General features: G+C 45.8%; 11 protein-coding genes and 1 tRNA gene. All 12 read left to right on the top strand.

The genetic code is table 11. The annotated features are described in order from the left end of the window. Positions 1–5 precede the first annotated feature (5 nt). A tRNA-Trp gene (locus O3682_RS11310) sits at positions 6–81 on the top strand. 131 nt (positions 82–212) lie between these two features. After that, complete coding sequence (gene secE, locus O3682_RS11305) at positions 213–488, top strand: preprotein translocase subunit SecE (RefSeq protein ID WP_063068466.1); 276 nt, start codon at positions 213–215, stop codon at positions 486–488. A gap of 2 nt (positions 489–490) precedes the next feature. Continuing rightward, a complete protein-coding gene (gene nusG / locus O3682_RS11300) occupies positions 491–1,024 on the top strand; it encodes a transcription termination/antitermination protein NusG (RefSeq protein WP_003680697.1) in 534 nt (177 codons plus the stop codon). A 104-nt stretch (positions 1,025–1,128) separates the two neighbouring features. Further along, on the top strand, positions 1,129–1,563 hold the full coding sequence (gene rplK, locus O3682_RS11295) for a 50S ribosomal protein L11 (protein WP_002220151.1): 435 nt from the start codon (positions 1,129–1,131) through the stop codon (positions 1,561–1,563). Then, a complete protein-coding gene (rplA, locus tag O3682_RS11290) occupies positions 1,563–2,258 on the top strand; it encodes a 50S ribosomal protein L1 (protein WP_003686260.1) in 696 nt (231 codons plus the stop codon). Before rplK ends, rplA begins: the two co-directional genes overlap by 1 nt. Before the next feature lie 223 nt (positions 2,259–2,481). Beyond that, the gene (gene rplJ / locus O3682_RS11285) at positions 2,482–2,982 is read left to right on the top strand and encodes a 50S ribosomal protein L10 (protein WP_003680699.1); all 501 of its coding nucleotides are present in this window, start codon (positions 2,482–2,484) and stop codon (positions 2,980–2,982) included. Positions 2,983–3,039: 57 nt separating this feature from the next. Next, complete coding sequence (gene rplL / locus O3682_RS11280) at positions 3,040–3,411, top strand: 50S ribosomal protein L7/L12 (protein WP_003677916.1); 372 nt, start codon at positions 3,040–3,042, stop codon at positions 3,409–3,411. Positions 3,412–3,600: 189 nt separating this feature from the next. Then, positions 3,601–7,779, top strand: coding sequence for a DNA-directed RNA polymerase subunit beta (rpoB, locus tag O3682_RS11275; RefSeq protein ID WP_371510141.1), 4,179 nt, complete (start codon positions 3,601–3,603; stop codon positions 7,777–7,779). A 156-nt stretch (positions 7,780–7,935) separates the two neighbouring features. Beyond that, positions 7,936–12,111, top strand: a complete 4,176-nt coding sequence (gene rpoC / locus O3682_RS11270; RefSeq protein ID WP_371510140.1) for a DNA-directed RNA polymerase subunit beta' — start codon at positions 7,936–7,938, stop codon at positions 12,109–12,111. Between the two features lie 329 nt (positions 12,112–12,440). Continuing rightward, the gene (gene rpsL, locus O3682_RS11265; protein WP_002218431.1) at positions 12,441–12,812 is read left to right on the top strand and encodes a 30S ribosomal protein S12; all 372 of its coding nucleotides are present in this window, start codon (positions 12,441–12,443) and stop codon (positions 12,810–12,812) included. Between the two features lie 117 nt (positions 12,813–12,929). Then, positions 12,930–13,400 carry a 30S ribosomal protein S7 gene (rpsG, locus tag O3682_RS11260; RefSeq protein WP_371510139.1) on the top strand — a complete coding sequence of 157 codons (471 nt, stop codon included), beginning with the start codon at positions 12,930–12,932 and terminating at the stop codon, positions 13,398–13,400. 18 nt (positions 13,401–13,418) lie between these two features. Next, positions 13,419–15,524 (top strand): elongation factor G, encoded by a 2,106-nt coding sequence (fusA, locus tag O3682_RS11255; protein WP_036491326.1) that lies wholly within the window; start codon positions 13,419–13,421, stop codon positions 15,522–15,524. Positions 15,525–15,607: the final 83 nt, after the last annotated feature.

Raw genomic sequence — 15,607 nt, 5'->3', positions numbered from 1 at the left:
TTTAGAGGCCAATAGCTCAATTGGTAGAGTATCGGTCTCCAAAACCGAGGGTTGGGGGTTCGAGACCCTCTTGGCCTGCCAAATAAAAAATTAACCGGCCTTGTGCCGGTTAATTTTTTTGTACTTAAGTTTTAAGATTATTTGGAATTAATTAATGGATCAATGCCACTATCTAAAATGAAGGCGGGTGGGGTATTGATAAGTGAGTAAAGATGACAGAACATCCGTCTGGACGCAAAGAAGACCATCAGAAAAAGGAAGTTGTGGTAAGTAATAAGCCAGCTCCTGAAAAGAAAGAAGGTCTGTTTGCATATTTTAAGAGCTCTTGGGCTGAGTTTAAGAAGGTAGTTTGGCCGAGTCGTGATGAAGCGGTCAAAATGACTGTATTCGTGATTATCTTCGTTGCAGTTTTAGCAGCCTTCATTTATGCGGCAGATACAATTATTTCATGGTTGTTTTTTGATGTTTTATTAAATAGGAAAGGGTAAAGATGTCAAAGCGTTGGTATGTGGTACAGGCCTATTCCGGTTTCGAGAAAAATGTTCAAAAAACATTGAAAGAGCGTATTGCTCGTGAAAACATGGAAGAATATTTCGGTCAGATTCTCGTTCCTGTGGAGGAAGTAGTAGATATCAAGAATGGCCGAAAAACCATCAGTGAGCGTAAATTCTATCCAGGCTATGTATTGGTTGAAATGGAAATGACTGATGATTCATGGCACTTGGTTAAGAGTACCCCTCGAGTAAATGGTTTTGTAGGTGGTAGCGGAAATCGCCCAATCCCAATTTCTCAAAAAGATGCAGATGCTATTTTGCAACAAGCCAAAACTGGTGTTGAGAAGCCAAAACCAAAAGTTGAATTTGAAGTAGGTCAACAGGTTCGTGTGAATGAAGGTCCATTTGCTGATTTTAACGGAATTGTTGATGAAGTTAACTACGAACGTAATAGACTGCGTGTTTCAGTTCAGATTTTTGGTCGTGAAACACCGGTTGAATTAGAGTTCGGTCAGGTTGAAAAGATTTAAGTGGTTTAATTCGCTTGAAAATTTTTTTTTAAGCGGATATAATCGCAAATTCTGTTTGGGAAGCGGAATGGTTCCGCGTTATACCCGTTTTTAGGAGTCCTTAAGTGGCAAAGAAAATTATCGGCTACATCAAACTGCAAATTCCTGCAGGTAAAGCCAATCCATCTCCCCCAGTTGGTCCTGCTTTGGGTCAGCGTGGCTTGAATATCATGGAATTCTGTAAAGCATTTAATGCTGCAACCCAAGGTATGGAACCTGGTTTGCCAATTCCAGTCGTTATTACTGCATTTGCAGATAAATCATTCACTTTTGTGATGAAAACCCCTCCAGCTTCTATCTTGTTGAAAAAAGCTGCTGGTCTGCAAAAAGGTAGTTCTAATCCTCTGACTAATAAAGTGGGTAAATTGACCCGCGCTCAGTTGGAAGAAATTGCTAAAACTAAAGAGCCTGATTTGACTGCTGCTGACTTGGATGCGGCTGTTCGCACTATCGCCGGCTCTGCTCGTTCAATGGGCTTGGACGTGGAGGGTGTTGTATAATGGCTAAAGTATCTAAACGCTTGAAAGCTCTGCGCTCTTCTGTTGAAGCTAACAAACTGTACGCAATCGACGAAGCAATTGCTTTGGTTAAAAAAGCTGCTACTGCTAAATTTGACGAGTCTGTTGACGTATCTTTCAACCTGGGTGTTGATCCTCGTAAATCTGACCAAGTTATTCGTGGTTCAGTCGTTTTGCCTAAAGGTACCGGTAAAACAACTCGCGTAGCTGTGTTTACTCAAGGTGCAAATGCAGATGCTGCTAAAGAAGCTGGTGCAGATATTGTTGGTTTTGAAGATCTGGCCGCTGAAATCAAAGCTGGTAACCTGAACTTTGACGTTGTTATTGCTTCTCCTGATGCAATGCGTATCGTTGGTCAATTGGGTACCATCTTGGGTCCTCGTGGTCTGATGCCAAACCCTAAAGTAGGTACTGTTACTCCTAACGTTGCTGAAGCAGTTAAAAATGCAAAAGCAGGTCAAGTACAATACCGTACAGATAAAGCCGGTATCGTTCACGCAACTATCGGTCGTGCTTCTTTCGTTGAAGCTGACTTGAAAGAAAACTTCAATGCGTTGCTGGATGCTATCGTTAAAGCTAAACCTGCTGCTGCTAAAGGCCAGTACCTGAAAAAAGTTGCTGTATCCAGCACTATGGGTTTGGGTGTTCGCGTTGATACTGCAAGCGTGAACAATTAAGAAATTTTCAGGTGATCCGGTTTTCTGGATTGCCTGAATTTGGGCTACTTAAAATTAAGTAGATGTCCAAGACCGTAGGGATCGTAAGATTTAATCGTAACTGCCCTACGCAGACGGTAGTCCTGAAACACATTGCAAGATTGCTTGTAAGATGTCTTTTTAGGTTACCGCGCTGGTGGGATATCATTTTGGTATCCTGTTTATAAACAGTGGGAGGTAGACCTTGAGTCTCAATATTGAAACCAAGAAAGTGGCCGTAGAGGAAATTAGCGCAGCAATTGCTAACGCTCAAACTCTCGTAGTCGCTGAATATCGCGGTATCAGTGTTTCCAGCATGACTGAGCTTCGTGCGAATGCACGTAAAGAAGGCGTTTACTTGCGCGTTCTGAAAAATACTCTGGCTCGTCGCGCAGTAGAAGGTACTTCATTCGCAGGTTTGGCCGATCAAATGGTTGGTCCATTGGTTTACGCTGCTTCTGAAGATGCTGTTGCTGCTGCTAAAGTGTTGCACCAATTCGCGAAAAAAGATGACAAAATTATCGTTAAAGCCGGTTCTTACAATGGCGAAGTGATGAACCCTGCTCAGGTTGCTGAGTTGGCTTCTATTCCAAGCCGCGAAGAACTGTTGTCCAAACTGTTGTTCGTTATGCAAGCTCCTGTATCAGGCTTTGCACGTGGTTTGGCTGCTTTGGCAGAGAAAAAAGCTGGCGAAGAAGCCGCTTAATCGATTTTGTTTCATTTAATCAATTATTTTTTAATACAATATTTGGAGTAAAATAGCATGGCTATTACTAAAGAAGACATTTTGGAAGCCGTTGGTTCTTTGACCGTAATGGAATTGAACGACCTGGTTAAAGCTTTTGAAGAGAAATTTGGCGTTTCTGCTGCTGCCGTTGCAGTTGCAGGTCCTGCAGGTGCTGGTGCTGCTGCTGCTGAAGAAAAAACTGAATTTGATGTAGTATTGGCTTCTGCCGGTGATCAAAAAGTTGGCGTGATTAAAGTTGTCCGCGCTATCACTGGCCTGGGTCTGAAAGAAGCTAAAGACATCGTTGATGGTGCACCTAAAACTCTGAAAGAAGGTGTTTCTAAAGCTGAAGCTGAAGACATCCAAAAACAACTGGAAGAAGCCGGCGCTAAAGTCGAAATCAAATAATTTGATGCTTCCTATGAAGGCTGGCAGTTTTCTGCCAGCCTTATTTTGCTTCTTAAAATAAGTATCAGGCATTGTTTACATTTATTTGCATAGTCTTTATAAAATCATTGCAAATGAATGTAAATATCAGGTTGATGCATGCCGTTGTTTCAGACGGCCTATTATTTAAAATTGCTTTTCGGAGTGTATATGAGCTATTCGTTTACCGAGAAAAAACGTATCCGTAAGAGTTTTGCAAAGCGAGAGAATGTCTTAGATGTTCCTTTCCTGCTGGCAACCCAAATTGATTCTTATGCGAAATTTTTGCAGCTGGAAAATGCTTTTGACCAACGCACTGATGATGGTCTGCAAGCGGCATTTAATTCTATTTTCCCGATTGTGAGTCATAACGGTTATGCGCGATTGGAGTTTGTGCATTACACATTGGGCGAGCCTTTGTTCGATATTCCTGAATGTCAATTGCGTGGCATTACTTATGCGGCCCCATTGCGTGCCCGTATCCGTTTGGTAATTTTGGATAAAGAAGCATCTAAGCCGACTGTAAAAGAAGTTCGTGAAAACGAAGTGTATATGGGCGAAATCCCATTGATGACGCCAAGTGGCTCTTTTGTCATCAATGGTACTGAGCGTGTGATTGTTTCCCAGCTGCACCGTTCTCCTGGCGTGTTCTTTGAGCATGACCGTGGTAAAACACATTCTTCCGGTAAGCTGTTGTTCTCTGCTCGTATTATTCCTTACCGTGGTTCATGGTTGGATTTTGAATTTGATCCAAAAGATTTGTTGTATTTCCGTATCGACCGTCGCCGTAAAATGCCAGTTACGATTTTGTTGAAAGCTTTGGGCTACAACAATGAGCAAATCTTGGATATTTTCTACGACAAAGAAACTTTCTATTTGTCTTCAAGCGGTGTTCAAACTGATCTGATTGCAGGCCGTCTGAAAGGTGAAACTGCCAAAGTTGATATCTTGGATAAAGAAGGCAATGTACTGGTCGCCAAAGGTAAACGCATTACTGCGAAAAATATCCGTGATATTACCAATGCAGGCTTGACTCGTTTGGATGTAGAGCCAGAAAGCCTGATAGGCAAAGCATTGGCTGCTGACCTGATTGATCCGGAAACCGGCGAAGTATTGGCTTCTGCTAATGATGAAATTACAGAAGAACTGTTGGCCAAGCTTGATATCCATGGCGTAAAAGAAATTACGACCCTTTATATCAATGAGTTGGATCAAGGCGGCTACATCTCCAGCACTCTGCGTACAGACGAAACTGCTGATCAGCAGGCTGCACGCGTAGCGATTTACCGCATGATGCGTCCTGGCGAACCGCCTACCGAAGAAGCTGTTGAGCAGCTCTTCAACCGCTTGTTCTTCAGTGAAGACAGCTATGATTTGTCTCGCGTAGGCCGTATGAAATTTAATACGCGCACATACGAGCAAAAATTGTCTGAAGCACAACAAAACTCTTGGTATGGCCGTTTGCTGAACGAAACTTTGGCTGGCGCAGCTGAAAAAGGCGGTTACGTTCTGAGCGTTGAAGACATTGTTGCTTCTATTGCTACATTGGTTGAACTGCGTAACGGTCATGGCGAAGTAGACGATATCGACCACTTGGGTAATCGTCGTGTTCGTTCTGTGGGTGAGTTGACTGAAAACCAATTCCGTAGCGGTTTGGCTCGTGTAGAACGTGCAGTTAAAGAGCGTTTGAATCAAGCAGAATCTGAGAACTTGATGCCGCATGACTTGATCAATGCGAAACCTGTTTCTGCCGCGATTAAAGAATTCTTCGGCTCTAGCCAATTGAGCCAATTTATGGATCAGACTAACCCATTGTCTGAAGTAACCCATAAACGCCGTGTATCTGCATTGGGCCCTGGCGGTTTGACTCGCGAACGTGCAGGCTTTGAGGTGCGAGACGTACATCCGACCCACTATGGCCGTGTATGTCCTATTGAAACCCCTGAGGGTCCAAACATTGGTTTGATCAACTCATTGTCCGTTTATGCGCGTACCAATGATTATGGCTTCTTGGAAACCCCTTACCGTCGTGTTGTTGATGGCAAAGTAACTGAAGAAATCGACTACTTGTCTGCTATCGAAGAAGGCCGCTATGTGATTGCACAGGCGAATGCTGATTTGGACAAAGACGGTAATTTGATTGGCGACTTGGTAACTTGTCGTGAAAAAGGCGAAACCATTATGGCAACGCCTGACCGCGTTCAATATATGGACGTGGCAACCGGCCAAGTGGTATCCGTTGCAGCATCTCTGATTCCATTCTTGGAACATGATGACGCGAACCGTGCATTGATGGGTGCTAACATGCAACGTCAGGCCGTACCTTGCCTGCGTCCTGAAAAACCGATGGTTGGTACCGGTATCGAGCGCTCTGTTGCCGTTGACTCTGCAACTGCAATCGTTGCCCGCCGTGGTGGTGTGGTTGAGTATGTAGATGCCAACCGTGTCGTCGTTCGTGTTCATGATGATGAAGCGACTGCCGGTGAAGTGGGTGTCGATATTTACAACTTGGTTAAATTCACCCGTTCCAACCAATCTACCAACATCAACCAACGTCCGGCTGTAAAAGCTGGCGATGTGTTGCAACGTGGTGACTTGGTAGCCGACGGTGCATCTACCGACTTGGGCGAGTTGGCTTTGGGTCAAAATATGACCATCGCCTTTATGCCATGGAACGGTTACAACTATGAAGACTCGATTCTGATTTCAGAAAAAGTGGCTGCGGACGATCGTTATACTTCGATTCACATTGAAGAACTGAACGTTGTTGCACGTGACACTAAACTGGGTGCGGAAGACATTACCCGCGATATTCCGAACTTGTCTGAGCGTATGCAAAACCGTTTGGATGAATCCGGTATCGTATACATCGGTGCAGAAGTAGAAGCTGGTGACGTCTTGGTAGGTAAAGTAACACCTAAAGGTGAAACCCAACTGACTCCTGAAGAAAAACTGCTGCGTGCCATCTTCGGTGAAAAAGCGTCTGACGTAAAAGATACTTCATTGCGTATGCCTACCGGCATGAGCGGTACCGTTATCGACGTTCAAGTCTTCACTCGTGAAGGTATCCAACGCGACAAACGTGCTCAATCTATTATTGATTCTGAATTGAAACGTTACCGTCAAGATTTGGGCGATCAATTGCGTATTTTCGATAATGACGCATTCGACCGTATCGAGCGTATGATTGTGGGTCAAAAAGCCAATGGTGGTCCGATGAAGCTGGCTAAAGGCAGCGAAATTACTACCGAATATTTGGCAAGCCTGTCCAGCAAACATGATTGGTTTGACATCCGTCTGGCTGACGAAGATTTGGCTAAACAGTTGGAACTGATTAAATTGAGCCTGCAACAAAAACGTGAAGAAGCGGATGAGTTGTATGAGATCAAGAAGAAAAAACTGACCCAAGGCGACGAGTTGCAACCGGGCGTACAAAAAATGGTGAAAGTATTTATCGCCATCAAACGCCGTCTGCAAGCCGGTGACAAAATGGCGGGTCGCCACGGTAACAAAGGCGTGGTATCACGCATTCTGCCGGTGGAAGACATGCCTTACATGGCTGACGGCCGTCCGGTAGACATCGTACTGAACCCATTGGGCGTACCTTCCCGTATGAACATCGGTCAGATTTTGGAAGTTCACTTGGGTTGGGCGGCAAAAGGTATCGGTGAACGCATCGACCGTATGCTGAAAGAGCAACGCAAAGCCAGCGAGCTGCGTGAATTCTTGAACAAACTCTACAACGGTAGCGGTAAGAAAGAAGATTTGGACAGCCTGACAGATGAAGAAATCATCGAATTGGCTTCCAATCTGCGTAAAGGTGCATCTTTCGCCTCTCCTGTATTCGACGGCGCGAAAGAGTCTGAAATCCGCGAAATGTTGAACTTGGCTTACCCAAGTGAAGATCCTGAGGTTGAAAAACTGGGCTTCAACGACAGTAAAACTCAAATCACGCTGTATGATGGCCGTTCAGGCGAAGCATTTGACCGCAAGGTTACAGTCGGTGTGATGCACTATCTGAAACTGCACCACTTGGTTGACGAAAAAATGCACGCCCGTTCTACCGGTCCATACAGTCTGGTTACCCAGCAGCCTCTGGGCGGTAAAGCCCAGTTCGGTGGCCAACGTTTCGGTGAGATGGAGGTTTGGGCATTGGAAGCATACGGTGCGGCATACACGCTGCAAGAGATGTTGACTGTGAAGTCTGACGACGTGAACGGCCGTACCAAAATGTACGAAAACATTGTCAAAGGCGAACACAAAATCGATGCCGGTATGCCTGAATCCTTCAACGTATTGGTTAAAGAGATTCGCTCACTGGGCTTGGATATCGATTTGGAACGTTACTAAACAGAAGTTTTCAGACGGCCTTTCAAGGTCGTCTGAAAAAGCGGTTTCAGAATAAGAATGAAGCAATCGGCATTTGGGCCGTCTGAAATCAAAAGTACCGTTTCCCAATATCGAAAATCCGCCATGCGGTAAAAATACTTCCTTCAAGGAGCAAAAATGAATTTGTTGAACTTATTTAATCCGTTGCAAACTGCCGGCATGGAAGAAGAGTTTGATGCCATCAAAATCGGTATTGCCTCTCCCGAAACCATCCGCTCATGGTCTTATGGCGAAGTTAAAAAACCTGAAACCATTAACTACCGTACGTTCAAACCTGAGCGCGACGGTTTGTTCTGCGCCAAAATCTTTGGTCCGGTCAAAGACTATGAATGTTTGTGCGGTAAATACAAACGCTTGAAATTTAAAGGCGTAACCTGTGAAAAATGTGGCGTAGAAGTGACCCTGTCCAAAGTGCGCCGCGAACGCATGGGCCACATAGAATTGGCAGCACCAGTTGCACACATTTGGTTCTTGAAATCCCTGCCTTCCCGCTTGGGTATGGTACTGGACATGACTTTGCGCGACATCGAACGTGTATTGTACTTTGAAGCATTTGTGGTAACCGATCCCGGCATGACTCCGTTGCAACGTCGTCAATTGCTGACTGAAGACGATTACTACAACAAACTGGACGAATACGGCGACGACTTCGATGCCAAAATGGGTGCAGAAGGTATCCGTGAATTGCTGCGCACCTTGGATATTACTGGCGAAATCGAAATCCTGCGTCAAGAGCTGGAATCTACTGGTTCTGATACCAAAATCAAAAAAATTGCCAAACGTTTGAAAGTATTGGAAGCCTTCCATCGTTCCGGTATGAAAATGGAATGGATGATTATGGATGTACTGCCGGTATTGCCACCTGATTTGCGTCCGTTGGTTCCATTGGATGGTGGTCGTTTTGCCACTTCCGATTTGAACGATTTGTACCGCCGTGTTATCAACCGTAACAACCGTCTGAAACGTCTGTTGGAACTGCATGCGCCTGACATCATCGTTCGTAACGAAAAACGTATGTTGCAAGAAGCAGTTGACTCCTTGTTGGATAACGGCCGTCGCGGTAAAGCCATGACCGGTGCCAACAAACGTCCGCTGAAATCATTGGCAGATATGATTAAAGGTAAAGGCGGCCGCTTCCGTCAAAACCTGCTGGGTAAACGTGTGGACTACTCCGGTCGTTCCGTGATTACCGTAGGCCCATACCTGCGTCTGCACCAATGTGGTCTGCCGAAAAAAATGGCGTTGGAACTGTTCAAACCATTCATTTTCCACAAATTGGAAAAACAAGGTTTGGCTTCTACTGTTAAAGCTGCGAAAAAATTGGTAGAACAAGAAGTACCTGAAGTATGGGATATCTTGGAAGAAGTGATCCGCGAACATCCGATTATGCTGAACCGTGCGCCAACCCTGCACCGTTTGGGTATTCAAGCGTTCGAACCTATCCTGATCGAAGGTAAAGCGATTCAGTTGCACCCATTGGTGTGTGCCGCATTTAACGCCGACTTTGACGGTGACCAAATGGCTGTACACGTTCCATTGAGCTTGGAAGCACAAATGGAAGCACGCACACTGATGCTGGCTTCAAACAACGTATTGTCTCCAGCCAACGGCGAACCAATCATCGTACCTTCTCAAGATATCGTATTGGGTTTGTACTACATGACCCGCGACCGTATCAATGCCAAAGGCGAAGGCAGCCTGTTTGCCGATGTGAAAGAAGTGCATCGTGCATACCATACCAAACAGGTTGAACTGGGTACGAAAATTACCGTACGTCTGCGTGAATGGGTGAAAAACGAAGCAGGTGAGTTTGAGCCTGTCGTTAACCGTTACGAAACGACTGTCGGCCGTGCATTGTTGAGCGAAATCTTGCCTAAAGGCCTGCCATTTGAATACATCAACAAAGCGCTGAAGAAAAAAGAAATTTCTAAACTGATTAACGCATCATTCCGTCTGTGCGGCTTGCGTGATACAGTTATTTTCGCCGACCACTTGATGTATACCGGTTTCGGTTTTGCGGCTAAAGGCGGTATTTCCATTGCGGTTGACGATATGGAAATTCCGAAAGAAAAAGCAGCCTTGCTGGCCGAGGCTAATGCCGAAGTTAAAGAAATCGAAGACCAATACCGTCAAGGTTTGGTGACCAACGGTGAACGTTACAACAAAGTGGTCGATATTTGGGGTCGTGCCGGCGATAAGATCGCTAAAGCGATGATGGACAACCTGTCTAAACAAAAAGTCATCGACCGTGACGGCAACGAAGTTGATCAAGAGTCTTTCAACTCTATTTACATGATGGCCGATTCTGGTGCCCGTGGTTCTGCGGCTCAGATTAAACAGTTGTCCGGTATGCGTGGTTTGATGGCGAAACCTGACGGCTCCATTATTGAAACGCCTATTACCTCTAACTTCCGCGAAGGTCTGACCGTATTGCAATACTTTATTGCGACCCACGGTGCGCGTAAGGGTTTGGCGGATACCGCGTTGAAAACTGCAAACTCCGGTTACCTGACCCGTCGTTTGGTAGACGTAACCCAAGACTTGGTGGTTGTTGAAGACGATTGCGGTACTTCAGACGGCTTTGTGATGAAGGCAGTGGTACAAGGCGGTGACGTAATTGAAGCTTTGCGTGAGCGTATTTTGGGTCGTGTTACAGCTTCTGATGTTGTCGATCCTTCGACTGGCGAAACTTTGGTTGAAGCCGGTACGTTGTTGACCGAGAAACTGGTAGATATGATCGACCAATCCGGCGTCGATGAAGTCAAAGTCCGTACACCGATTACTTGTAAAACCCGTCATGGTTTGTGTGCGCACTGTTATGGTCGCGACTTGGCACGCGGTAAACTGGTTAACGCCGGTGAGGCAGTTGGTGTGATTGCAGCTCAATCCATTGGTGAGCCAGGTACTCAGCTGACCATGCGTACGTTCCACATCGGTGGTGCAGCATCTCGTGCGGCGGCAGCCAGCCAAGTAGAAGCCAAATCCAATGGTACAGCACGTTTCAGCAGCCAAATGCGTTATGTTGCCAACAACAAAGGCGAGTTGGTTGTCATCGGCCGTTCTTGTGAAGTAGTGATTCACGACGATATCGGTCGCGAACGTGAACGTCACAAAGTACCTTACGGTGCAATCCTGCTGGTACAAGACGGCGAAGCCATTAAAGCCGGTCAAACCTTGGCAACTTGGGATCCGCATACCCGTCCGATGATTACCGAACACGCAGGTACGGTGAAATTCGAAAACGTGGAAGAAGGTGTTACCGTTGCGAAACAAACCGACGATGTAACCGGTTTGTCTACTCTGGTAGTGATTGATGGTAAACGTCGTTCCTCTAGTGCTTCTAAACTGTTACGTCCGACTGTCAAACTGTTGGATGAAAACGGTCTGGAAATTTGCATCCCAGGTACCACTACCCCAGTTTCTATGGCATTCCCAGTCGGTGCGGTGATTACCATCCGTGAAGGTCAGGAAGTCGGTAAGGGTGATGTATTGGCGCGTATTCCACAAGCGTCTTCTAAAACCCGCGATATTACCGGTGGTCTGCCACGCGTAGCCGAATTGTTTGAAGCACGCGTGCCGAAAGATGCAGGTATGTTGGCAGAAATTACCGGTACCGTTTCCTTCGGTAAAGAAACCAAAGGTAAACAGCGTCTGATTATTACCGACGTAGACGGTGTAGCATACGAAACCCTGATTTCTAAAGAGAAACAGATTTTGGTACACGACGGTCAAGTGGTAAACCGCGGTGAAACCATCGTAGACGGTGCCGTAGATCCACATGACATTCTGCGTCTGCAAGGTATCGAAGCATTGGCTCGCTACATTGTCCAAGAGGTACAAGAGGTTTACCGCCTACAAGGTGTGAAGATTTCCGATAAACACATCGAAGTCATCATCCGCCAAATGCTGCGTCGAGTGAACATTGTTGATTCCGGTGATACAGAGTTCATTACTGGCGAACAAGTTGAGCGTGGCGATGTGATGCTTGCCAATGAAAAAGCCATGGCTGAAGATAAAGAGCCGGCACGTTACGAAAACGTGTTGCTGGGTATTACCAAAGCCTCCTTGTCTACAGACAGCTTCATTTCTGCGGCATCGTTCCAAGAAACAACCCGCGTCTTGACAGAGGCCGCTATTATGGGCAAACAAGACGAACTGCGCGGTTTGAAAGAGAACGTGATTGTCGGTCGTTTGATTCCTGCCGGTACAGGTTTGACCTACCACCGCAGCCGCCATCAACAATGGCAGCAAGCCGATCAAGAAGTTTCTGAAACCGAAGCTTCAGACGAATAATCCCGAGCGATTATTGTGAAAATAAAACCGCAAGCCAGTCTTGCGGTTTTATTTTTTAGAGGACATAAAAGAGGGTGGAGTTTAAGGCCGTCTGAATAAATAAGGAAAGCAATGGGGAAAATAAGTAGAGAACCAAATTGCGGACTTGTTTAAAATGACAAAGGCCGTCTGAATGTTTCAGACGGCCTTTGTTTCTAAAATTTAGACATGAATTGGAAAACACCAAACTTTATCAGTCATTTGCTTGACTAAACCCTTGCAATAAAAATATAATTCCAATCTTGTCGACATGGTGTCGGCAAGTATTTAACTCAACAGGACGAGAAAATATGCCAACTATCAACCAATTGGTACGCAAAGGCCGTCAAAAGCCTGTGTACGTAAACAAAGTGCCTGCACTGGAAGCCTGCCCGCAAAAACGTGGCGTGTGCACCCGTGTATACACAACTACCCCTAAAAAACCTAACTCTGCATTGCGTAAAGTATGTAAAGTTCGCCTGACCAACGGTTTTGAAGTAATTTCATACATTGGCGGTGAAGGCCACAACCTGCAAGAGCACAGCGTCGTATTGATTCGCGGCGGTCGTGTAAAAGACTTGCCAGGTGTACGTTACCACACTGTACGCGGTTCTTTAGATACTGCAGGTGTTAAAGACCGTAAACAAGCCCGTTCTAAATACGGTGCTAAGCGTCCTAAATAATTATCGGGACTCAAATAGGCACGTCGGCCGCCTAAGCTGAACAACGGCCGAGTAAGTGAATACTCAATTGGGTATTCATGGGAATTGACCCAACTGAATAGATTAAAGGAAATTAAAATGCCAAGACGTAGAGAAGTCCCTAAGCGCGACGTACTGCCAGATCCTAAATTCGGCAGCGTTGAGCTGACTAAATTCATGAACGTATTGATGATTGACGGTAAAAAATCTGTTGCAGAACGTATCGTTTACGGTGCACTGGAACAAATTGAGAAAAAAACCGGCAAAGTAGCAATCGAAGTATTTAACGAAGCCATTGCAAACACCAAACCTATCGTGGAAGTGAAAAGTCGCCGTGTAGGTGGTGCAAACTACCAAGTTCCTGTTGAAGTTCGTCCTTCACGTCGTCTGGCTTTGGCAATGCGCTGGGTTCGCGACGCGGCCCGTAAACGTGGTGAGAAATCTATGGACCTGCGTTTGGCAGGTGAATTGATTGATGCGGCTGAAGGTCGTGGCGGTGCGTTGAAAAAACGTGAAGAAGTACACCGTATGGCTGAAGCTAACAAAGCATTCTCTCACTTCCGTTTCTAATATCGAAAGGCTAACAAAATGGCTCGTAAGACCCCTATCAGCCTGTATCGCAATATTGGTATTTCTGCCCATATTGACGCGGGTAAAACAACCACAACAGAACGTATTTTGTTCTATACAGGTTTGACTCATAAATTGGGCGAAGTGCATGACGGCGCGGCTACTACCGACTACATGGAACAAGAGCAAGAGCGTGGTATTACCATTACTTCTGCTGCTGTGACTTCTTATTGGTCTGGTATGGCGAAACAGTTTCCTGAGCACCGTTTCAACATCATCGACACCCCGGGACACGTTGACTTTACTGTAGAGGTAGAGCGTTCTATGCGTGTATTGGACGGCGCGGTAATGGTTTACTGTGCAGTAGGCGGTGTTCAACCTCAATCTGAAACCGTATGGCGTCAAGCTAACAAATACCAAGTACCTCGCTTGGCATTTGTAAACAAAATGGACCGTCAAGGTGCCAACTTCTTCCGCGTTGTTGAGCAAATGAAAACCCGTTTGCGCGCAAACCCAGTACCTATCGTGATTCCGGTTGGTGCGGAAGACAGCTTCAGCGGTGTCGTTGACCTGTTGAAAATGAAATCCATTATTTGGAATGAAGCCGATAAAGGTACAACCTTTACCTATGGCGATATTCCTGCTGAATTGGTTGAGACTGCTGAAGAATGGCGTCAAAACATGATTGAAGCTGCAGCAGAAGCCAGCGAAGAATTGATGGACAAATACTTGGGCGGTGATGAGCTGACTGAAGAAGAAATCGTAGGCGCATTGCGTCAACGTACTTTGGCCGGTGAAATTCAACCAATGTTGTGCGGTTCAGCATTCAAAAACAAAGGTGTTCAACGTATGTTGGACGCAGTTGTAGAATTGCTGCCTGCTCCTACCGACATTCCTCCAGTTCAAGGTGTTAACCCTAACACTGAAGAAGCCGACAGCCGTCAAGCCAGCGATGAAGAGAAATTCTCTGCATTGGCGTTCAAAATGTTAAACGATAAATACGTTGGTCAGTTGACTTTCATCCGCGTTTACTCTGGTGTGGTAAAATCCGGTGATACCGTATTGAACTCTGTAAAAGGTACTCGCGAACGTATCGGTCGCTTGGTACAAATGACTGCTGCAGACCGTACGGAAATTGAAGAAGTACGCGCTGGTGACATTGCAGCTGCGATCGGTCTGAAAGACGTTACCACTGGTGAAACTTTGTGTGCAGAAAGTGCACCGATCATCTTGGAACGCATGGAATTCCCTGAGCCGGTAATCCATATTGCCGTTGAGCCGAAAACCAAAGCCGACCAAGAGAAAATGGGTATCGCCCTGAACCGTCTGGCGAAAGAAGACCCTTCTTTCCGCGTTCGTACAGACGAAGAGTCCGGTCAAACCATTATTTCCGGTATGGGTGAGCTGCACTTGGAAATTATTGTTGACCGTATGAAACGCGAATTCGGCGTGGAAGCAAACATCGGTGCGCCTCAAGTGGCTTACCGTGAAACCATTCGCAAAGAAGTTGAAGCTGAATACAAACATGCCAAACAATCTGGTGGTAAAGGTCAATACGGTCACGTTGTGATCAAAATGGAACCTATGGAACCAGGTGGTGCGGGTTACGAATTTATCGATGAAATTAAAGGTGGTGTGATTCCTCGCGAATTTATCCCGTCTGTCGATAAAGGTATTCGCGATACTTTGCCTAACGGTATCGTTGCCGGTTATCCAGTTGTTGACGTTCGTGTACGTTTGATTTTCGGTTCTTCGCATGATGTTGACTCTTCACAACTGGCCTTCGAATTGGCAGCTTCTCAAGCCTTTAAAGAAGGTATGCGTAAAGCCAATCCAGCTCTGTTGGAACCAATCATGGCAGTTGAGGTGGAAACACCTGAAGAATACATGGGTGACGTAATGGGCGACTTGAACCGTCGTCGTGGCGTTGTATTGGGTATGGATGATGACGGTATCGGTGGTAAGAAAGTTCGCGCCGAAGTACCTCTGGCAGAAATGTTCGGTTACTCAACCGACTTGCGTTCTGCAACCCAAGGTCGCGCTACTTACTCCATGGAGTTCAAAAAATATGCTGAAGCTCCTGCTCACGTAGCTGCTGCTGTAACTGAAGCCCGCAAAGGCTAATCAGAAAAGGCCGTCTGAAACTGAAAATAAATTTTCAGACGGCCATTGTTCTTTAATCGATCTTTATATGTAAAGGAATTAGC

Origin of the sequence: Neisseria sp. 27098_8_112, from assembly GCF_041433235.1 — a bacterium.
In the GTDB taxonomy this organism is placed as follows: domain Bacteria; phylum Pseudomonadota; class Gammaproteobacteria; order Burkholderiales; family Neisseriaceae; genus Neisseria.
This window is presented reverse-complemented; position numbering and strand designations above follow the sequence as displayed.

What these genes read in the sequence shown, in the direction of transcription:
- secE (WP_063068466.1), top strand. Translation starts at nt 213, where the DNA reads ATGACAGAACATCCGTCTGGACGCAAAGAAGACCATCAGAAAAAGGAA.
- nusG (WP_003680697.1), top strand. Translation starts at nt 491, where the DNA reads ATGTCAAAGCGTTGGTATGTGGTACAGGCCTATTCCGGTTTCGAGAAA.
- rplA (WP_003686260.1), top strand. Translation starts at nt 1,563, where the DNA reads ATGGCTAAAGTATCTAAACGCTTGAAAGCTCTGCGCTCTTCTGTTGAA.
- rplL (WP_003677916.1), top strand. Translation starts at nt 3,040, where the DNA reads ATGGCTATTACTAAAGAAGACATTTTGGAAGCCGTTGGTTCTTTGACC.
- rpoB (WP_371510141.1), top strand. Translation starts at nt 3,601, where the DNA reads ATGAGCTATTCGTTTACCGAGAAAAAACGTATCCGTAAGAGTTTTGCA.
- rpoC (WP_371510140.1), top strand. Translation starts at nt 7,936, where the DNA reads ATGAATTTGTTGAACTTATTTAATCCGTTGCAAACTGCCGGCATGGAA.
- rpsL (WP_002218431.1), top strand. Translation starts at nt 12,441, where the DNA reads ATGCCAACTATCAACCAATTGGTACGCAAAGGCCGTCAAAAGCCTGTG.
- rpsG (WP_371510139.1), top strand. Translation starts at nt 12,930, where the DNA reads ATGCCAAGACGTAGAGAAGTCCCTAAGCGCGACGTACTGCCAGATCCT.
- fusA (WP_036491326.1), top strand. Translation starts at nt 13,419, where the DNA reads ATGGCTCGTAAGACCCCTATCAGCCTGTATCGCAATATTGGTATTTCT.